Source organism: Burkholderia mycopellens, from assembly GCF_964265025.1.
Lineage (GTDB): Bacteria > Pseudomonadota > Gammaproteobacteria > Burkholderiales > Burkholderiaceae > Burkholderia.
The window spans coordinates 2,028,987-2,049,538 of sequence record NZ_OZ183803.1 but is presented as its reverse complement, the minus strand read 5'-3'; the positions used below and the strand labels follow the sequence as shown (position 1 = coordinate 2,049,538).

The window sequence follows — 20,552 nt, the reverse complement described above, 5'->3', positions numbered from 1 at the left end:
GACCGAGCCGGGGCGCCGGCCCGCCGCGTTCACGGCGATCCCGTTACCGGGCCGCCGTCAATGACTCGAACAGGACACTTCGCGCTTCGGCAGCGGCGTTTCATGCTCCGGTTCGAAATCGGCTTCGCGTGTGCCCGACGGCGTCAGCGACACGAAATGCATCGCGGTGCCGGGTATCGGAAAGCCGGCGATACCGGTCGAGCCCCACGGAATCGGCGAACGCTGCACGCCGCTGACCGACATGTCCGCCGGCCCGAGCGCCAGCGTCAGCAGCCGCCCGTCGCGGAGCGGCACGTAGGCATGCGTGCCGGACACACCGATGCCGGATTCGCGCACCGACGCCGGCAGGCAGTCGAGCGTCGCCGTGCGGCGGCCGTCCGGCGCGATCAGCATCGCGACGCCGCGATCGTCCGCCGTCGTCGTGACGACAATGAAGCGGTCGATCCCGGGCACATAAGCCGACGCGTACACGTAGTACTGGATCGCGTCGTTCAGCGTCCCCAGTTTGTCCAGCTTGGCCGTGACCGGGTCGAACATCGCGTATTCGAGCGTCGCGTTCGTGCTGCCTTCGATGTATTTCTGCCACACGAGCAGCGCGATATGCGGCGAGCCCGCGACGACGGGCCACCACTCGCGGCGGTGCGGCACGACCGCGACCTGGTTCAGCACGCGTCCGGCCGCGTCGTAGGTTTTCACGTAGACGCCGTTGCCGGTGCCGAGATTGTCGACGCCGCCGCCGTCGATCCAGTCGGCGGAATAGAACACGACGAAACGGTCGGCCGCCGTGGCGACATGCCCCGAGTGGCCGCCCGATTCGACGTCGTTCGGATAGGGCTTGATCGGCTTCAGGTCACGGCGATAGACGCCGTAGCGCTGGCTGACCTCCTGCGGCGCGTTCCAGCCGTCCTCGAACGTGACGAAGATATCGCCGCGCGCGTTCTGCGCGATCGATACGGGCTCCTGCGCCTCGGGGCGGCTGATGAACGTATGGACGTGCAGCAGGTGCGGCTTGCCGGGCAGCCATTCGCCGACGTACACGTCATGCGGCCAGTTGCCGTTGCGCATCGCGCCGCGCGGCACGATGCCCGAGCTGCTGAAGAACACCCAGCGCTTGCCGTTGCCGGCGTCGGCCACGCCGATGCCGTGCATGAAGCTGCGCGGATCGACGCCCGGGTGAGGCGACGGGGCGTCCTGCACGGTGACCGTATGCACGGCCAGCGTGGCGGCGCAGGCCGGCGGCGGCGCCGTGACGAAGCCGCATGCGCCGCACAGCGTGACCGCGACGCACCGCGCGACCACGCGCACGGGGCGCGCTCGGCCCATCATTCGACGGTCACCGATTTCGCGAGGTTGCGCGGCTTGTCGACGTCGGCACCGCGCGCGCAGCCGACGTGATACGCGAGCAGTTGCAGCGGAATCACGTTGACGATCGGCGACAGCAGGTCGCCCGATTCGCGCACGCGGATCAAGTGCGTGTCGCGATCGGCGTCGATCCCGAGACGGTCGCCGGCCAGCACGTAGAGCCGTCCGCCGCGCGCGCGTACCTCGGCCATGTTGGATTTCAGCTTCTGGAACAGGCGGTCGTCCGGTGCGATCGTGACGACCGGCATCGCGCTCGTGACGAGCGCGAGCGGGCCATGCTTCAGTTCGCCGGCCGCGTAGCCTTCCGCGTGGATGTACGACACTTCCTTGAGCTTCAGCGCACCTTCCATCGCGATCGGGAAATGAATGCCGCGCCCGAGGAACAGTGCGTTCTCGGTGCGCGCGAACTTCGCGGCCCAGCCCATGATCTGCGTTTCGAGGGCGAGCGCGTGGCCGATGCGCTCGGGCAGCGCACGCAGCTGCTTCAGGTGCTGTGCGACCTGCGCCGCATCGAGCCGGCCGCGCAGCTGCGCGAGCGTCAGGGTCAATACGAACAGCGCGACGAGCTGCGTCGTGAACGCCTTGGTCGACGCGACGCCGAGCTCGATGCCGGCCCGCGTCAGGAAGCGCAGCGGCGCGTTGCGCGCGATCGTGCTGGTCGCCACGTTGCAGATCGCCATCGACAGCGCCTGGCCCCTGTCGCGCGCGCGCTCGATCGCGCCGATCGTGTCAGCCGTCTCGCCCGATTGCGAAATGCCGACGACGAGCGTGCGCGGATCGGCCACCGTATCGCGGTAGCGGAATTCGCTGGCGATCTCGACCTGGGCGGGCACGCCCGCGATGGCCTCCAGCCAGTACTTCGCGGTCAGGCCCGCGTAGTAGCTGGTGCCGTAGCCGAGCAGCAGCACGCTCCTCACTTTCGACAGCAGTGCGCGTGCGCCGTCGGTCGCGTCGAACAGCGCCGGCGAGATCGTGTCGATGCCGTCGAGCGTGTTGTCGATCGCCTTCGGCTGCTCGAAGATTTCCTTCTGCATGAAATGCTGGTACGGGCCGAGCGCGGCGTCGCCTTCGCGTGCCTTCACCTGGCACAGCGGGCGCTGGGCTTCGTGCCCGCCCGAGTCGACCACGGCGATGCGGTCCGGCGTGATCAGCGCGACGTCGCCGTCTTCCAGGTAGACGAAGCGGTCAGTCAGGTCGCCGAGCGCCGCGCAGTCCGACGCGAGGTAGTTCTGTTCGGCGCCGATGCCGATCACGAGCGGCGAGCCCGCGCGCGCGGCGACGAGGCGCTGCGGCTCGCGCGCGCTCAGCACCGCGATCGCGTACGCGCCGTGCAGCCGCTTGACGGCGCGCACGACCGCGTCGAACAGGTTGTCGCGATAGAGGCTGTGGATCAGGTGCGCGATCACCTCGGTGTCGGTCTGGCCGCGAAACGTATAGCCGCGCTCCCGCAACTCCACGCGCAGCGTGTCGTGGTTCTCGATGATGCCGTTGTGCACGACCGCGATCGTGTCGCCGGACATGATCGGATGCGCGTTCATTTCCGACGGTGCGCCGTGGGTCGCCCAGCGCGTATGCGCGATGCAGGTCTGCGCTTCGAGGCCCAGCGTCAGCACGCGGGCCTGCAGGTCGGTCACGCGCCGCAACGTGCGTTCGCTGCGCAGACGGCCATCGTCCTGTACGGCGATGCCGCACGAATCGTAGCCGCGATACTCGAGCCTGCTCAGCGCATTGACCAGTTGCGGCACCTGATTGTTCAGGCCGCTTGCTCCGACGATTCCGCACATGATTCACCTCGTCCATAAAAGGTTGCCGCGCTGCCGGCCACGCAAGGCAGCACGGTGTCGGGAGCGGCGCCGCGCGGCACCGATGCGGTGCCGTGCGCGGCGGCGCGTCTGCGCCGACCTACTCGCGGGGCTGCGGCCCCGCGTGGGTTACCCATTCGATGCCGGATATCGAGCCGTTCGCGTCGTGCGACGCGACGAGAATGCGCGTGGTGCGCCGCGCGCCGCGCCGGTGGGCGCCGGCCAGGGCGTTCGCCGGCACCGAGCGCACCTTTGCGCTGGCCGAGCGGCGCAGCATCTTCGACACGCGCAGCCGGTACGCCAGCGGATGCACGACGCGCCCCGCGATCAGCCACGTGACGATGGTGCCGGCGATGATCGCGATGCCGGTCGCGTAGAACACCATCTGTTCGATCGGCATCTCGGCCGGGTTGAACGGCAGCAGGTAGCGGTACGTATAGATGCAGATCGATGCCCATACGGCGCCCACGAGTGCCGGCCGCAAGAGCCGGAACCAGATGATCAGCACGGACCCGACGATGCGGCCGCGCTCGGCGATCATTTCGCGCGGTGCGCGCAGGGAAAGGTCAATAATCGGCGCGTTCTTCATGTTGAATGCCTCGGTCGGGGCTGACCCATACGGCCCGCTTGCCGCGGCCCCGCAGCACGATGGCAGGCAGGGCGACGACGGTGGTGATCATGCTGATCAGCCAGAAGGCGACGGGATACCAGACGGTGTCAAGGAAATACATCAGGAGTTTTTCGTCGTACCGACGATCGATCATGCTGCCGATGATCAGTTGCATGATGCAGGTGGCGACCAGCAGCATGCCGTGCCAGTGCGGCACGACCGATACGTGCCAGCTTTGCGGCAGCGGGTACACGACACCGATGAGTGCGAGCAGCAGGATGAACGACATCGAGTAGGCCCACGCAATGCCGATCAGGTACTCCGCGAACAGCGGCCACATCATCATCTGCGTTGGCCGCGCGAGCGTGCCCGCGTACTTCATCAGCACCTGGATGCCGCCCTTCGACCAGCGCAACCGCTGCCGGAACAGGCCTTTCACCGTCTCCGGCATCAGGATCCAGCTCAGCGCGTGCGGCTCGTACACGACGCGCCAGTCGCGACACTGCAGCTTCCAGCTGATGTCGATGTCCTCGGTCAGCATGTCCGAACTCCAGTAGCCGACGTCGGCGAGCGCGGTCTTGCGGAACATCGTGATCACGCCGGATACCGTGAAGATGCGGCCGTACACCTGCTGCGTGCGCTTGATCAGCCCGACGATCGACGAGAATTCGCCGACCTGCATGCGGCCGAGCAGCGACGTGCGCGTGCGGATGCGCGGGTTGCCGGTCACGGCGCCGACGCCCGGATCGGTCAGGAAATGCTCGAGCATCCAGCCGATCGCGTCGTGCGCGAGCAGCGCATCGCCGTCGATGCACAGCAGGTATTCCGCGTTCGACACGGCCGCCGCGGTCGTGAGGCCGACCGCCTTGCCTTCGTTGCGCGCGTGATGGATCACGAGCAGCCTCGGGATCTCGACGGCGAGCTCGTTGAGGATCTCGCCGGTGCGATCCTGGCTGCCGTCGTTGACCGCGATGATGTCGTAGTTCGGATACTGCATCCGGTCCAGGTGGCGGATCACGCTGCGCGCGTTCGCGGCTTCGTTGAAGCAGGGCACGACGATCGAGATCTTTGGGATGCCGCTCGACGCGATCGTCCGCGTGGACAGCTCGCGGCCTTCCTCGAGCAGGAAGTAGTGCACGACGCCGCCGATCATCCACAGGTACGACATGAAGAACGGATAGTAGAAGACGAAATCCTGCAGGCGCTGGATGAGGCTGTGGGTGGTCATGGCGTCCTCGTCCCCGGTGTTTTCTGCATCTGCATCAGTGCGTTGATCGAGGTCGGGTCGAGGCGCGACTGCAACGACATCACGTCGCGCATCGCGTCGAGATCCGGCCGGTCGTTCAGGAAGTTGTCCGGGTAGTAGCCGAAATTCACCGCACCCTCGCTGCGCAGCCGCCGCATCTGCGCGAGCAGCGTGCCGGCCGCCACGTCCTTGTGCGCGTGCCAGTCGTACGACTGCAGTTCGAACACGGTGCGCTGCAGTCCGAGCTTCTTCGCACGGACGGCCTGCACGAGCTGGTCCATCCAGCCTTCGGGATCCTTCGCCTGTTCCATGTACGGCATCGCCATCAGCGCGACGTAGTCGTACGTGGCGAGGAAATCGTCGTAGTTCTGCGCATACCACGCTTCCGATTCGGGCTTGAGCACCGGCAACGCGAAGATGTTGCGCGCGGTCAGCACGTCGCCCACGTTCTGGTGGGCCAGCACGATCTGTTCGAGCTGGCGGGTCAGGTCGATCAGGTAGCGAGACTTCTGCCGGGTCCAGCGTTTCATCAGGTCGGGATTCTCGCGGATCTTGCCGACGTCGGCCGGCAGCCCCCACTGCGAATAGGTGCGCAGCGCGTGCCGGCCCGCATCCTCGTAGTCGTCGAGCACGGCGTCGTCGCTGAACAGGATGCCGCTGAACGATGCGTGCTTGCTGAGATCTTCGTAGATCTGCTGGATCATCAGCCGCGCGTCCGGATCGAACGGGCTCAGGCGGAACGTGCGCGTGCCGTTCTCGCGGGGCGGCGCGCCGCCGTAGGCGCTCACGGCCTCGAGCCCGCGCTGCCTGTCGGCCGGCGGCCGGAACGCGAGCACCGGCATCCATGCGTACACCTGCACGTTGGAACGCGTGTTGAGCTGCCACGCGGCACGCGAGAACAGGTCGGCGCGCATCGGCAGGTGCCGGTTCGGGAAATACACGGATTCGGCCACGCCCGTGCCTTTCGGGTCCGCATACGCCTGCAGGTACACCGATTTGGGCTGCATCCGGTAGATGCGTTCGATCAGCTTGCCGAGATTCGCTTCCTGCCGCGCGGGGTCCGGATCGTAGACCTGGTCCAGGTCGACCTGCACGGTGCGCTCGGGCACGTCGACGTCGCCGCGGTTCGAAGCCGGCTCGCGCATCGAGCGCTCGAACCCGCCGATGTCGACGTCGTACATCATCAGAATCCGCCGCAGCCGGTCCAGCGGCACGTCCGGCGTATTCGGGCCGGCATCGAGGCTGAACTGGATGTCCATGCCGAGTGACGTCGATATCTGGCGCACGGGCTGGTTTTCCGCGCCGTATGGCCAAACCATCGAGCGTGCGACGATGCCGGTATGTTCGTGGATCTGGCGCACGCATGTCTGCAGGTCGTCGTGCACGCGCGCTTCGAATTCGGCGTCGGTTTCATAGCGCTTCTCGTCTTGCAGGTAAAGGTGCGACGTGGTCGCCGGCAACTCGTTGCCTTGCGGATTCGCGACCGCGCCGTGATGGAGGTTGTGCGTGTGGCAGCCGAGCTCGACGAGCGGCGACTGGCCGACCTGCTTCACCTCGTCCCACGACATGAAGTAGTCGCGCGGCACCTGGACCGTGTCGCTGAGGCGGATCGGCGTATCCGGCGGTGTATCGATCCACGCGGTGACGATGCCCATCACGGCCGGATACTTGAACCGCTCGAGCAGCGGCAGCACCTTCGTGTAGTGGCTGCGAAAGCCGTCGTCGAACGTGAGAAGCACCGCGCGCGGCGGCAGCGGCTGGCCGCCGTGCCGCGACTCCTCGATCTGCTTGACCGTGATGGTGTGGTAGTTGTTGGTCTGCAGCCACGAGAAGATCGCGGTCAGCGTACCGGTATCGACCGCGAACGGGTCGACCAGCGCCGACGCCGACGAAAACGACGCCATCAGGTTGTCGCGCACGTCATGCATGCAGATCACGCGAAACGTCTTGCCGTCGGCCGGATCGGACGGCGGCAGCAGGTCGATCATCCTGGCGTTGGTCACGCCGGGAAACAGCGAACAGGCGGCAAACGTACCGAGGCATCCGCACATGAAGGTTCGTCGGGATTGCATGACTCGATCTCCTTGCTAGAACGGCAGGTTGACCGACATGAAGCCGGTTTCGGAGCGTTCGCGCTCGCCGTCGTACGCGTGGCTGCTGATCTCGACGCCATAGCTCAGCGTGATGTCATGCTTGAACGTCCACGCGTGCTCGAGGCGCGCGCTCCACAGGGGGCTGGTGCCGAAGCCGCGCTCGTTGTACACGCCGCCGGACACCGAGACGCGCTGCTGCAACCCCATGTCGCCCTGCTTCCACAGGGTCAGCTGGTGCATGACGGTCGCCGCGGCCGCATAGTCGCGGCCCGGGTTGAAGTAGGGCGCGTCCTGGCGCGTGTTGCTGTCGGTGCCGAGATCCAGCGATACGTTGACCTGCTGGTTGGCGCTCGTATACACGCGCTGCGTGGCGGTTGCCGAGATCTCCTGGTGCAGGTTCGAATCGCTGTAGCGGCTCACGCCGTAGCTCAGCTTGACCTCGCGACGGTCGTTCTGGCGATACACGACCGAGACGTTCGCCGAGCGGCCCCAGATGTGCGCGACATACGCCTTCCACGGCAGCGAGTTGTCGTTGGTGTCGAGCTCGCCGCTGACCGTCCAGTAATCGTTCAGCGCGTAAGCGACCGACCCGCGGCCGCCGGTTCGGCCGTCCGTGCCGAACGAGCGCGTGACTTCGCCCAGGACCGTGAGCGGCCCGTGCCGGTAGTCGCCGCCGACGCCCGTACGCGTGCGGCTGACGTTGCCGGAGTCGGTCTGCGCATAGCCGAAGAACGTGTGCGAGAAGACGCGCCAGTTGTCGCCGAACGGTTGCGAATACACATAGCTGTCCGACGTGAAGCTGTTGTCGGCCAGTGCGCTGTTGCCGTGCTCGTAGCTCAGGTCGGTCGTGAACACGGGGCTGCGGTACGCGCTGTAGTCGCGCTTGAATCCGCGCACGGCGCCGCTGTCCGGGAACGTGTTGTCCAGGGTCTGGTCGACGCTCTTCGCGGTCGCGTAGTCGTCGGCCGTGAGCGCCGCGCGGCCGAGGCCCGCGAGCATCTCGACGCTGTCCGGGTGGTCGGTCAGCGACGCGCGATACATCGCGATCGCCTGGCGCGGATGCGACTGGCCGGACACCGCATCGGCGTGCGCGGCACGGATCTCCGCGTTGAACGGCACCTGCTTCTCGAGCGCTTCGAGCGCGGCGATCCCCTGGTCGACGTGACCCGTGTAGATCAGGTATTGCGCGCGCAGCCGGTAGTAGCGCAGATAGTCGCCTTCCTCCGGGCCGTAGGTGCGGACCTCCTTGGCCGGCGGCAGCGACGCGCCCATTTCGTCGAGCACCTGCTTCGCGTCGGCCGCGCGGCCCTGGTCGACGTACGACCAGAACAGCCCTTCGCGCAGTTCGATCGGGCGCGTGCGTGCACCGTACTGGAAGCCGCGGGTCGCGCGGTCCGTCGACGATGTGCTCGCCTGCTTCAGTGCGCGCTGGTACACGGCGGTTGCCTTGGCCGGTTCGCTCAGGTACAGGTAGGCGTCGCCGACAGCCGACAGCGCATCGATCGAGATCTCCGCGTTCGACGGAATGGTCTCGAACGTCGTGACGGCCGTCTTCATGTCGCCGCGCGCCGCATAGGCGACCGTGCGGTCGCCCGCGAGCGCCGTCCGGACCGGTGTGTACTCGGGCGTGGCCGGCATCCGCTTGTCGAGATCGTCGGCCGCGCGCAGCGCGTTGTCGATGCCGTCGAAGCGGTCGGAACTCGTCATCGCGCGCGACTTGTCGCGGCCGCCGCGCACCTGCTGGCGAATCGACAGTTCCTCGAGTTGCGCGATGTCGACGGCAGAGAACGCATCGGGCCGCGCCTTCGCTTCGTCGAGCGCCTTGATCGCGCCGCCGCTCGCCGCGAGACCGAACACGTCGTTGCGCACGGTCTCGACATCGGCGGTACGGAGATTCGGCGCCTGGGCGTTCGGGGCCTCGACGTCGGGGCCTTGCGAGGGTTGTGTCGGTTCGCCGGGTAGCTGGGCGCCGGGCGTCCGGGCGTTCGGCGCCGGAGACGACGGCGGTGGCGAGTCAGGCATCCGGGGAACAGGCGCAGGCGAGGTCGGCATCGGGGTGCCGGAGGCCTGCGCGATCTGCGTCGGCGCATTCGACGGTGTGGCGGGGGCGGCTTGCGCGACCTTCGACGGGATGTCCGAAGCCGGCACGACCGGCGCCGGCGAAGCGGGGGCAGACGTGTCGGGCGTCGTCGAGGCGGGACGCGCCGATGCATCGGGCGGCCGGGCGATCTCGGCCTGCGCAAGCAGCATCGGCGCTTCCGGTGTCTGCGCGACCGGTGCCGGCGTTTTCGGTGTATCCGGCGCTCGCGCACCCGCCACCGGGGCGCTCGAGCGCGGCGCTTCCGGTTCCACCACGACCGTGGTCGGCACGGCCGGCTGCGGGTTCGACGCCTGCGCGATCTGCATCGACGCATCCGAAGCCTGCGCGATCGGCGTCGGCGCATGCGGGGGTGGGGCGCCCGCCGCGTCAGCGATCGGGATCGATACGACCGTTGGCTGCATGCCGGGCGGTGGCGCGTCCGGCGCGCCGTTGGACCCGGCGATTTCGTTGACGCGGCCCGCTTCCATATCGCCGTCGGCGGCGAAGCAGGGGCCGGACGCGACGAGCAGCAACACCAGCGGCGCATGCAGGAGGATCCGCCGGTTGGACGGCGTGACGGTGGTGCATTGTTGTTGACGATTGCTGTCCACGAGGGGTCCTCCTTTCGAAACGACCACATCGGTTGCTTGCCAGGCGACGCATGCCGTCGCGCGGCCGGGCTGCGAGTGCTCGGCGATGCGGGCCCGGCTCAGAGCCGGTTGCGGACCGCCTGACCCAGCAATGCCCGCGATTCGCTGTTCGTCGGGTCGATCGCGAGCGCCCGGCTCGCGTTGTGTTCCACGCAGCGCCATTCGTCGATCACCGCGCACGAGCGCGCCTTTGCCAGCGCTCGCGCGCTTTCCAGTTCCGCATGCGTGATGCTTGCCGTCTGCATGTGCCCGGTGTCGGCGCCATACGGCCGGGGCCTTGGCGCGAAGTCCATGCGCCGGCTCGTGCCTGCCAGCGTTTCGGCACGCTGCGCACGACGCTCGGCACCGTGTCGCGCGGCGGCACGACCGTAGGCCGATGTCGCATGCGTACCGGCCGCGAGCGTCACGGGCGGGGCAAGCGGTTGCTGCCGGTGTTGCGCGACGGCGCGGGGTGCGGGCCGCGGCGCAGTTTCCTGCTCGGCCGCGAGCGTGACGGGGGGCGCTGTCGCGCTCGCGGGGGCTTCCGAAGCGGACGGCTGCGGTGTGAAGGAGGGGGCGGCCTTTGCGAGTGCCGGCGCCGGCTCGGGGGCAGCCGAAGCCGCGGGTCCGCCGGACGCGCCCGTGGCGCGCGCGGTTGCGGCCACGATTGCCTTGCGGGTCTTCCCGACGGCGGTTCCGATCATGCCGGAGATGTCGTGCGCTGCGCTCGCATGGCCGACCGTCGTGTCCCGCTCGGCGTAGGCGAAGATGCCGAAGATTGCGGCGAATGCGACGAAGCTGAGCGCCGCGTTCTTTCCCGGGCCCCAGGTGGGTTTCGGCTGGTGGGTGGGCGAGTCGTCCTGTCGTTCTGCACGAGTCATTCAAAGCTCCTCGATTCGATACGTTGCGGTGAGAGTCGTGATCCGGGCGGGGGCAGGTGGCGCTCACCATCGCAACTGCGTGGTCATCGCACCCGTTTCGACGATCGCGAACTGGGTGGCGCCCTGATAGGTGCCTTCGACCCGGTAGCTCGCATCCGGCACGCTGAACAGGCAACGCGACCCCGAGGCATTGAATTCGACGAGGACGCGACCATGTCGCCGCAGGCGCACCTGGACGTTGGCGAGTGGCTGCCCCGTTTTGGCCGACGCAAACGACACGCCCAGGTTGTACGGCCGGCCGTCGGGCGGAAGCGGTGCGCTGCCGTCGATCCGCGCATCGCCGCAGATGTAAGAAATGACGTAGCGGCCCGCACCCGGATCGGAGGCGGGGGCAGGAGCGGGTGGCTGGGACGCGAGCGCCTGGGCCGTCGCGTTCACGCAGAGCACGGAGAGCGTGGCGCTCAGGAAGGGGCGAGCATGCTGTCGAAACGAGGAAGACATTGCAACCTCCCGTCCGGAATCAATGACGAGCATTTATTCGGATTCAGATTTGCCAGCGTTCTTTTTGCGACATGCTATTGATACACGATGGACTTTTAACCAACAACCGCGTGTGGCCGGAATGGGACGCGGTTAAATATCCTATTTAAATAGGATAACGACGAATTTACGTGAATCTATTAATTATGAAGAAAGTCGATATTGCCGAGTATGAATATTCCTGTCCGGTAGCGATGATCCAGTACGCATTGAATCACGTCGGATGTATCGACTTTCGTGCCGAAAAATAACGACTGATAAAAGAAATTTTTGCGGCTGTGTTCCGGGTGAATTGATTTCGATCCGGATACAGGTCGCGCGATATGAAATGACCGTGCGACGTTTTGGATTGTTACATGGAAATCGAAAACTTTATTTTTTTCTGTAACAGGGTGTTTCTTTCATGATAATCAGACGGAATATGCCGGCACGCCATGTTCGACGTAAAGAAACCATTCCGGAAACGCAAACGATTGCGATTCCTCTGATAACGATGACGGGTCTGGCGTGGTAATTATTCAGGCTATGGCGGGATCGCCGCTTGCTGCCGGGGAGCGGATCGCGTTCGCCGGGAAACGGCGCGACGCGGACGCATGCGCATACCGGATTGCCGCAATCCGGACTCGCGTTCGCGTCGTCTGCGGGAGCGGCGCGAACGCGACGATCAGCGGCTGCCGCCCGCGCTGCGCCGCGCGATGCGCATCGCGGGCGCGGCCGCCGGTGCGGCCGCGTCAGCCGCACCTTCGAGCGCCGCGCGCGGCCGGTTCATGATGTAGGTCCACAGTTGCTCGGCCGCGAGCCCCCGCTTGCGGGCCGACCGGTACAGGCGGATCTCGAGCTCGGTGATCCAGTCGCCCGAACCCGCGCATACGAGCGTGCCGTCCGCGAGTTCCTTCGCGACGCAGCTTTCCGGCAGCCAGCCGATCCCGTGCCCGGCCACGACCATGCCCTTCAGGGCCTCGGACATGTGCGTCTCGAAGCACCGGTGCAGCACATACGGCTCGGTGGCGTTCAGCAGCAGCATCTCGACGATGTTGCCGAGAAACGCGCCCGACGAATACGCGAGCAGCGGCAGCGGCGCATCGGCGGTGCCCGGCAGCTGGAACACCGGCTTGCCGCGCGCATCCGGCGTCGACACGGGCAGGATCCGTTCGACGCCGAGGCTGACGAACGGGAAGTGGTTCGGGTCGAGCACGATCGGCAACTGCGGATGGTGATAGCCGAGCAGCAGGTCGCATTCACCTTCGACGAGCTGTTGCACGCCTTCCGGGACATTGACCGCGTTGACGCGCGCGGTCACGTGGCCGACCTCGCCGTTGAGCTGCTTCAGCCATTCGGGAAACAGCGTGAAGACGAGCGTGTGGGCGACCGCGAAACGCACGACCTGATCGCTGGCCGCGAACTGGTCGTAGCCGTTCACGAGATTGCGCGCCGCATACATGCTGCGCAGGATGTCCGCGGCAAGCCCGCGGAACATCTGGCCGGCCGGCGTCAGCGTGATCGGGTTGATGCTTCGGTCGACCAGCTTCGCGTCCATCCAGGTTTCGAGTGCGGCAATTCGTCTGCTGAATGCCGACTGCGTGAGGTGCCGGTTACGCGCGGCCCGGGAAAAGCTCTTGGTATCCGCAAGGCTCAGGAAATCTTCCAGCCACTTTGCTTCCATGTCGATCTTCGCTTTTTATAGTCGGGCGCCTGAAAGGCGGCGGCACCGTTTGCTGCACGAACTTTCTAGCGTACCGCGCCTCGCGCCAGTCGGCCCGATGTTTTTTTTCGATGGGTGTCAGTCGAAATATGCATGGGCGTTGTCGGCGGGATTACGGCTGCATAGCGTTGAGGTGCCGGACCCGGCTAACCGGACGGTTCATCGCGTCGAACTGCCGGTGCGGCCGCAGACGGTACTTCCCCCAGGGCCGGTTGCGCCGTGCGCGTGCCGGCCCGCCTTCCGATCCTTTCGTTCCGGTGGTACGGCGCCCGGGCGGCCCGTTTTTTGTGCAGTGCAGATTGCACATTCGTGACACGCGGGGGAACTATGTTCGAAAGACGCGGCGCAGCATCGGCCGTGCGCGTTCGCGGCGCACCGCGGCCGCCCGTCGCGTCAGGGGTTGCACCGTTGTGGTGCGCAATGCCGCGCGGGCGTGCCTGACGCGGCGCAAAAACGGGGGGATATCGATGGGATCGCGCAAGGCACGTTCCTTGCAAAGCATTCATTACGCCGGTCCGGCATGCGCAATGCCGGGGAAAACGATCGATGGAGAAAAGATCGATGAAGCCATTCGATGAAATGCTGCAATCCGGCGACATGGTAAGGGCGCCCTACGCGCGCCTGAAGCAGTGGCTCGACACGCAGAATCCCGCGAGCCTCGCCCAGAAAGCCCACGACGCGGAAGGCGTGTTCCGCAAGACGGGCATCACGTTCGCCGTCTACGGCGACGCTGAGGCCGCCGAGCGGCTGATTCCGTTCGACATCGTCCCGCGCATCATTTCGGGCGCCGAATGGAGCCGGCTGTCGCTCGGCATCGAGCAGCGCGTGATGGCGCTCAACGCGTTCCTCGACGACATCTACCATCGCCAGGAAATCGTGCGCGCGGGCATCGTGCCGAAGCACCTGATCGCGCACAACGAAGCGTTCATTCCGGAGATGATCGATTTCCGGCCGCCCGGCAACGTTTACACGCACATCATCGGCGTGGACATCGTGCGCACCGGCGAGAACGCGTTCTACGTGCTGGAGGACAACGCGCGCACGCCGTCCGGCGTGTCGTACATGCTGGAAAACCGCGAGACGATGATGCAGCTCTTCCCCGAGCTGTTCCAGCAGGTGAAGGTGCGCCCGGTCGAGACCTATCCGCAGATGCTGCGCCAGTCGCTCGCGGCCGTGTGCCCGCCGGGCGGCAACGCCGACAACCCGACCGTCGCCGTGCTCACGCCCGGCATCCACAATTCCGCGTACTACGAACATTCGTTCCTCGCCGACCAGATGGGCGTGCACCTCGTCGAGGGCAGCGACCTGCAGGTGATCGACGGCCGCGTCGCGATGCGCACGACCGAAGGCTTCCAGCCGATCGACGTGCTGTACCGCCGCGTCGACGACGCGTTCCTCGATCCGCTCACGTTCCGCCCCGATTCGGTGCTGGGCGTCGCGGGGATCATGGACGTGTACCGCGCGGGCAACATCACGATCGCGAACGCGCCCGGCACGGGCATCGCCGATGACAAGGCGATCTACTCGTACATGCCGGAGATCGTCGAGTTCTACACGGGCCGCAAGGCGCTGCTGGAGAACGTGCCGACCTGGCGCTGCGGCGAAGCCGACAGCCTGAAATACGTGCTCGACCATCTCGACGAACTGGTCGTGAAGGAAGTGCACGGCTCCGGCGGCTACGGGATGCTGGTCGGGCCGTGCGCGTCGAAGGCCGAGCTCGAAGCCTTTGCCGCGAAGCTGCGCGCGCGCCCCGCGAACTACATCGCGCAGCCGACGCTCGCGCTGTCCACGACGCCGATCCTGACCGAAGCCGGCCTCGCGCCGCGCCACGTCGACCTGCGGCCGTTCGTGCTGGTGTCGGACCGGATCCGCATCACGCCGGGCGGGCTCACGCGCGTCGCGCTGAAGGAAGGATCGCTCGTCGTCAACTCGAGCCAGGGCGGCGGCACCAAGGACACCTGGGTGCTGGCCGACTGAGCCGGACGCGACCCCGTGCGCCGGAGCCGGCGCGCGAACCGAATGAAGACGGAGTGGACACGAGATGCTTCTGGGACGTACTGCAAGCGGTCTCTACTGGATGTACCGCTATATCGAGCGCGCGGAGAACATCGCGCGCATCGTCGATGCCGGGCTGCGGATGGCGCTCACGCGCACGTCCGACGCGCCGGCCGAATGGTCGTCGGTGCTCGTCAGCTCGGGCACCGACGACGGCTATCGGCAGAAATACGACGCGTATGCGGCCGATACCGTGACCGACTACCTGCTGCGCGACCGTGACAACCCGTCGAGCGTGCTGTCGTGCATCGAGGCCGCGCGCTCGAATGCGCGGATGGTGCGCACGGCGCTCACGCGCGAGGCGTGGGAGAGCGTGAACGGCGCGTGGCTCGCGCTGCGCCGCGCGCTTGCCCAGCCGGTGCCGGAAAGCGAGGTGCCGGCGGTGCTCGACCAGGTGAAGCGCGAAACCGCGCTGATCCTCGGCAGCTTCTACAGCACGATGCTGCGCAACGAGATCTTCGATTTCGCGCAGATCGGCGCGTTCGTCGAGCGCGCGGACAACACCGCGCGGATCATCGACGTCAAATACCACCTGCTGCTGCCGTCGGTGTCGCACGTCGGCACGATCCTCGACAACTACCAGTGGGAGACGATCCTGCGCTGCGTCGCCGCGCACCGTTCGTACCGCTGGGTGTACGACGTGCAGTACAAGCCGATGAACATCGCCGACTACCTGATCCTGAACGGCCGCATGCCGCGTTCGCTGCGCTATTGCTACGGGCGCGTCGTGTCGAGCCTGAACCTGCTCGCGAAGGATTACGGCGTGACACACCCGTGTCACGACACGGCCACGAAGATCCTGCAAATGCTGTCCGATACGTCGGTCGAGCGGATCTTCAAGAGCGGCCTGCACGAGTTCCTGACCGACTTCATCGGCCGCAACAACAGCCTCGGGCTCGAAATCGCCCAGGCCTACAACTTCGACTGAGACTTGCCATGCGACTCGCCATCCGACACATCTCGCGTTATCAGTTCGACGATCAAGCCACCCATGCGCTGCAACGGCTGCGGTTGCGCCCGCAGTCGGGCCCCGGTCAGACGGTGCGCGCGTGGCAGGTCACGATCGACGGCGTCGAGCCGACGCTGTCTTATGCCGACGGGCTCGGCAACCGGATCGACCTCGTGCGGCACGACCGCGGCGCGAAGGCCGAGATCGTCGTCGTCGCGGCCGGCGTCGTCGAGACGCAGGACCGCTCGGGCATTATCGGCAATCCTGAAGGCTATGCGCCGCCGTGGATCTTCGAGCGCGAGACCGCGCTCACGAAGGCGGGCGACACCGTGCGTGCGCTCGCGGAGGCGCTGCCGATCGAGCCGCGCAGCCTCGATGCGCTGCACTGGCTGATGACGGAAGTGCACGACCGCATTGCGTATGCGCCGAACCTGGCCGCCGACGCGCCCGTCGATGCCGAAACGGCGCTGCAAAGCGGCGAGGGCACGAGCCGCGACCATGCGCATGCGTTCATCGCGGCCGCGCGCGTGCTGAAGATTCCCGCGCGCTATATCTCGGGCTACGTGCTGGCGGACAGCGCGATGCAGCGCATCGCCGACGCGAAGCAGAACGCGGGCGACGTCGAGGAGGAAGAGGCGCTCGCGCTGCAGAGCGGCGAGGGCATGCAGCAGGCGCTCGGCGCGTCACATGCCGCGCAGTCGCAGGGGCTGCCGCAGCCGGCGCTCGGCGCGCAGCAGCAAGCGGCCGGGCTGATGCAGCAACCGGCCGGCCATGCGTGGGCCGAGGCCTACGTCGAGGGGCTTGGCTGGGTCGGGTTCGATCCGTTCATGAATCGCTGCCCGGACGAGCGCTACGTGCGCATCGCGGTCGGCCTCGACTATCGCGACGCGCAACCTGTGACGGGGCTCGGCGCGACGGCCGTCGGCGTCGAGATCAGCGTCGTGCAGACGCCCGAGCTCGTCTGACCTCGCGCACGCTTTCGCCGAATCCGCCAGGCCGGGCCGCCGCGTCGCATCGAGCGCGACGCGGCGCGCGGCCGGCCCAACCCGAACCGAGCTCCCATGTCCATCCACGTCGCGCTGCATCACACCACCCGCTATCGCTACGACCGGCTCGTCAACCTCGGCCCGCAGGTCGTGCGTCTGCGTCCCGCGCCGCACTGCCGGACGCCGATCCTCGCGTATTCGATGACGGTCGAGCCCGCGCAGCACTTCATCAACTGGCAGCAGGACCCGTTCTCGAACTATCTCGCGCGACTCGTGTTCCCGGAGCGCACCGAGCACTTCGAGATCACGATCGACCTCGTCGCCGAGATGTCGGTGTACAACCCGTTCGACTTCTTCCTCGAAGCCAGTGCGGAGCAGTACCCGTTCAGCTATGACGACGCAGTGAAGACCGAACTCGCGCCGTATCTCGCGTGCGATCCGCAGACGAGCGCCGCGCCGCTGTTTCGCGCGTATGTCGACGGCGTCGACCGCACGCCGGCCGGCACCGTGAACTTCCTCGTCGCGCTGAACCAGCAACTGCAGCGCGACATCGGTTATCTCGTGCGGATGGAGCCGGGCGTGCAGACGCCCGAGCAGACGCTCGAGCTGGCCTCGGGCTCGTGCCGCGACAGCGCATGGCTGCTCGTGCAGCTGTGCCGCCATCTCGGCATCGCCGCGCGTTTCGTGTCGGGCTACCTGATCCAGCTCACGCCCGACGTGAAGTCGCTCGACGGCCCGAGCGGCACGTCGGTCGACTTCACCGACCTGCACGCGTGGTGCGAGGTGTACCTGCCCGGCGCCGGCTGGATCGGCTTCGACCCGACCTCGGGCCTGCTCGCCGGCGAAGGCCACATCCCGCTGGCTTGCACGCCGCAGCCGACGAGCGCCGCGCCGGTCGAGGGGCTGATCGACGAGTGCGAGGTGTCGTTCGAGCACGAGATGGCCGTGACGCGCGTGTACGAATCGCCGCGCGTGACGAAGCCGTACACGGAATCGCAATGGGACGGCGTGCTGGCGCTCGGCGCGCAGGTCGACGGCGCGCTCGCGGCCGGTGACGTGCGGCTCACGCAAGGCGGCGAGCCGACCTTCGTGTCGATCGACGATCGCGACGGCGCCGAGTGGAATACCGATGCGCTCGGCCCGACCAAGCGCGGCTATGCGACCGAGCTCGTGCAGCGGCTGCGCGCCGAATACGGCGACGGCGGCTTCCTGCATTTCGGGCAGGGCAAGTGGTATCCGGGCGAGCAACTGCCGCGCTGGGCGTTGTCGATCTACTGGCGTGCCGACGGCCAGCCCGTGTGGCACGATCCGTCGCTGTTCGCCGACGAGCGCGAGCCGTCCGCCTATACGACAGACGACGCGAAGCGCTTCATCGACGCGCTGGCCGCGCGGCTGAACCTGACCGGCGAATTCATCCTGCCCGGCTACGAGGACGTCTGGTACTACCTGTGGCGTGAGCGTCGGCTGCCGGTCAACGTCGACCCGTTCGACTCGCGTCTCGACGACGAGCTCGAACGCGCGCGGCTGCGCAAGGTGTTCGAGCAGCAGCTCGACAGCGTGGTCGGCTACGTGCTGCCGGTCAAGCGCGCGGAAGACGCACAGGGCCGCCATCGGCCGGACCTCGACGGGCCGCGCTGGCAGACGGGCCCGTGGTTCTTCCGCGACGAGCGGATGTACCTCGTGCCCGGCGATTCGCCGATGGGCTATCGGCTGCCGCTCGATTCGCTGCCGTGGGCGAGCCGTGCCGACTATCCGTATCTGGTCGAGCGCGATCCGTTCGCGCCGCGCACCGCGCTGCCGGACGCCGCCGCGATCCGCGCGCGCTACGCCGGTCCCGCCGATGCGCCGCGCTACCTGTCCGGCGTGCATCGCGAGGCATCCGCGCAGACCGTGATGCAGTGGCGCGACGACGGCGTGGCCGGCGGGCGGCCGGCCGCGCGCGACCCGAACCGCCTCCCCGAGCGCTTCGAATCCGCCGCGTGGATCACGCGCACGGCGCTGTGCGTCGAAGTGCGCAACGGCATCCTGTACCTGTTCATGCCGCCGCTGGCCGCGCTCGAGGATTATCTCGACCTGCTCGGCGCGATCGAGTTGACCGCGCACGCGCTCGGCGTGAAGCTGGTGCTCGAAGGCTATCCGCCGCCGCGCGACGCACGGCTGAAGCTGCTGCAGGTGACGCCCGATCCCGGCGTGATCGAGGTGAACATCCATCCGGCGACCAACTTCGACGAGCTCGTCAACCACACCGAATTCCTGTACGACGCCGCATGGCAGTCGCGGCTGTGCAGCGAGAAGTTCATGGTCGACGGCCGTCACGTCGGCACCGGGGGCGGCAACCACTTCGTGCTTGGCGGCGCGACACCGGCCGACAGCCCGTTCCTGCGCCGCCCGGACCTGCTGGCGAGCCTGATCGCGTACTGGCACAACCATCCGTCGCTGTCGTACCTGTTCTCCGGGCTGTTCATCGGACCGACGAGCCAGGCGCCGCGCGTCGACGAGGCGCGCAACGACCAGCTCTACGAACTCGACATCGCGTTCGCGGAGATCCAGCGCAACAAGCTGCTGTACGGGCAGGACATGCCGCCGTGGCTGGTCGACCGCGTGCTGCGCAACCTGCTGATCGACGTGACCGGCAACACGCACCGCAGCGAGTTCTGCATCGACAAGCTGTATTCGCCGGATGCGTCGACCGGCCGGCTCGGCCTGCTCGAGTTGCGCGCATTCGAGATGCCGCCGCATGCGCGGATGAGCATCGTGCAGCAATTGCTGCTGCGCGCGCTGGTCGCCCGTTTCTGGGCCGCGCCGTACACGACGCCGCTCACGCGCTGGGGCACCGCGCTGCACGACCGCTTCATGCTGCCCGCGTTTCTTCAGATGGATTTCGACGACGTGCTGACCGAACTGCGTGACGCCGGATTCGCGTTCGACCCGGCGTGGTTCGCGCCGCACTTCGAATTCCGCTTCCCGTTGTTCGGCCAGATCGCGGTGAACGGCATGCAGCTGTCGCTGCGCGGCGCGCTGGAGCCGTGGCACGTGATGGGCGAGGAGGGCGCGCCCGGCGGCACGGTGCGCTATGTCGATTCGTCGGTCGAGCGGCTCGAAGTGCGCGTGACGGGGCTCAACGACAACCGGCACGTCGTGACCGTGAATGGCCGCGCGCTGCCGCTGCAGCCGACCGGCACCGTCGGCGAATACGTCGCGGGCGTGCGCTACAAGGCGTGGTCGCCGCCGTCCGCGCTGCATCCGACCATCGGCGTGCATGCACCGCTCACGTTCGACATCGTCGATACGTGGCTGCAGCGCTCGCTCGGCGGCTGCCGCTATCACGTCGCGCATCCGGGCGGGCGCAACTACGCGACGTTCCCGGTCAATGCGTACGAAGCCGAAAGCCGCCGGCTCGCACGCTTCGTCGAGATGGGGCATACGCCGGGGCGGATGGATGTCGCGGCCGCCGCGCCGAGCCGCGAATTTCCGTTCACGCTCGACCTGCGACGGCCGTGACCGGACGATGACAGGACGGACGACGATGCTCGGTTCGCGGTACCCGGCGGCTCCGGTCGCTGGCGGCCCCGCCGGAATGCTAGGATGCGGGCAGATTGCGGCCGCGCGCCGCGGCC

General features: G+C 67.2%; 13 protein-coding genes. 4 read left to right on the top strand and 9 right to left on the bottom strand.

All coding sequences use genetic code 11. The features are described 5' to 3' along the window. Nucleotides 1–57 precede the first annotated feature (57 nt). The 9 genes from ACPTTC_RS27400 to ACPTTC_RS27360 form a co-directional block, all read right to left on the bottom strand. Entirely contained in the window at nt 58–1,326 is a 1,269-nt protein-coding gene (locus tag ACPTTC_RS27400) for a hypothetical protein (RefSeq protein WP_423394720.1), read from the bottom strand. After that, entirely contained in the window at nt 1,323–3,146 is a 1,824-nt protein-coding gene (gene glmS / locus ACPTTC_RS27395) for a glutamine--fructose-6-phosphate transaminase (isomerizing) (protein WP_423394719.1), read from the bottom strand. Before glmS ends, ACPTTC_RS27400 begins: the two co-directional genes overlap by 4 nt. Before the next feature lie 118 nt (nt 3,147–3,264). Further along, nucleotides 3,265–3,753 carry a Biofilm PGA synthesis auxiliary protein PgaD gene (locus ACPTTC_RS27390; protein WP_226194889.1) on the bottom strand — a complete coding sequence of 163 codons (489 nt, stop codon included), beginning with the start codon at nt 3,751–3,753 and terminating at the stop codon, nt 3,265–3,267. Further along, complete coding sequence (pgaC, locus tag ACPTTC_RS27385; protein ID WP_423394718.1) at nt 3,731–5,002, bottom strand: poly-beta-1,6-N-acetyl-D-glucosamine synthase; 1,272 nt, start codon at nt 5,000–5,002, stop codon at nt 3,731–3,733. The genes ACPTTC_RS27390 and pgaC overlap by 23 nt, the downstream gene beginning before the upstream one ends. Then, entirely contained in the window at nt 4,999–7,092 is a 2,094-nt protein-coding gene (gene pgaB, locus ACPTTC_RS27380) for a poly-beta-1,6-N-acetyl-D-glucosamine N-deacetylase PgaB (RefSeq protein ID WP_423394717.1), read from the bottom strand. Before pgaB ends, pgaC begins: the two co-directional genes overlap by 4 nt. A gap of 15 nt (nt 7,093–7,107) precedes the next feature. After that, on the bottom strand, nt 7,108–9,804 hold the full coding sequence (pgaA, locus tag ACPTTC_RS27375) for a poly-beta-1,6 N-acetyl-D-glucosamine export porin PgaA (RefSeq protein ID WP_423394716.1): 2,697 nt from the start codon (nt 9,802–9,804) through the stop codon (nt 7,108–7,110). 98 nt (nt 9,805–9,902) lie between these two features. Further along, nucleotides 9,903–10,703, bottom strand: coding sequence for a hypothetical protein (locus tag ACPTTC_RS27370; protein WP_423394715.1), 801 nt, complete (start codon nt 10,701–10,703; stop codon nt 9,903–9,905). A 63-nt stretch (nt 10,704–10,766) separates the two neighbouring features. Beyond that, nucleotides 10,767–11,204, bottom strand: a complete 438-nt coding sequence (locus ACPTTC_RS27365) for a hypothetical protein (RefSeq protein WP_423395724.1) — start codon at nt 11,202–11,204, stop codon at nt 10,767–10,769. A 703-nt stretch (nt 11,205–11,907) separates the two neighbouring features. Then, complete coding sequence (locus tag ACPTTC_RS27360) at nt 11,908–12,906, bottom strand: LysR substrate-binding domain-containing protein (RefSeq protein WP_423394714.1); 999 nt, start codon at nt 12,904–12,906, stop codon at nt 11,908–11,910. A gap of 600 nt (nt 12,907–13,506) precedes the next feature. On the opposite strand from ACPTTC_RS27360, the gene ACPTTC_RS27355 reads away from it, so the two are divergent. The 4 genes from ACPTTC_RS27355 (at nt 13,507) to ACPTTC_RS27340 (ending at nt 20,436) form a co-directional block, all read left to right on the top strand. After that, nucleotides 13,507–14,922 (top strand): circularly permuted type 2 ATP-grasp protein, encoded by a 1,416-nt coding sequence (locus ACPTTC_RS27355; protein WP_175950575.1) that lies wholly within the window; start codon nt 13,507–13,509, stop codon nt 14,920–14,922. A gap of 64 nt (nt 14,923–14,986) precedes the next feature. Further along, nucleotides 14,987–15,928, top strand: a complete 942-nt coding sequence (locus ACPTTC_RS27350) for an alpha-E domain-containing protein (RefSeq protein ID WP_175950574.1) — start codon at nt 14,987–14,989, stop codon at nt 15,926–15,928. 8 nt (nt 15,929–15,936) lie between these two features. Continuing rightward, on the top strand, nt 15,937–16,914 hold the full coding sequence (locus ACPTTC_RS27345) for a transglutaminase family protein (protein WP_423394713.1): 978 nt from the start codon (nt 15,937–15,939) through the stop codon (nt 16,912–16,914). A gap of 96 nt (nt 16,915–17,010) precedes the next feature. Continuing rightward, nucleotides 17,011–20,436: a DUF2126 domain-containing protein gene (locus tag ACPTTC_RS27340; RefSeq protein WP_423394712.1), complete on the top strand. Its 3,426-nt coding sequence runs from the start codon at nt 17,011–17,013 to the stop codon at nt 20,434–20,436. Nucleotides 20,437–20,552: the final 116 nt, after the last annotated feature.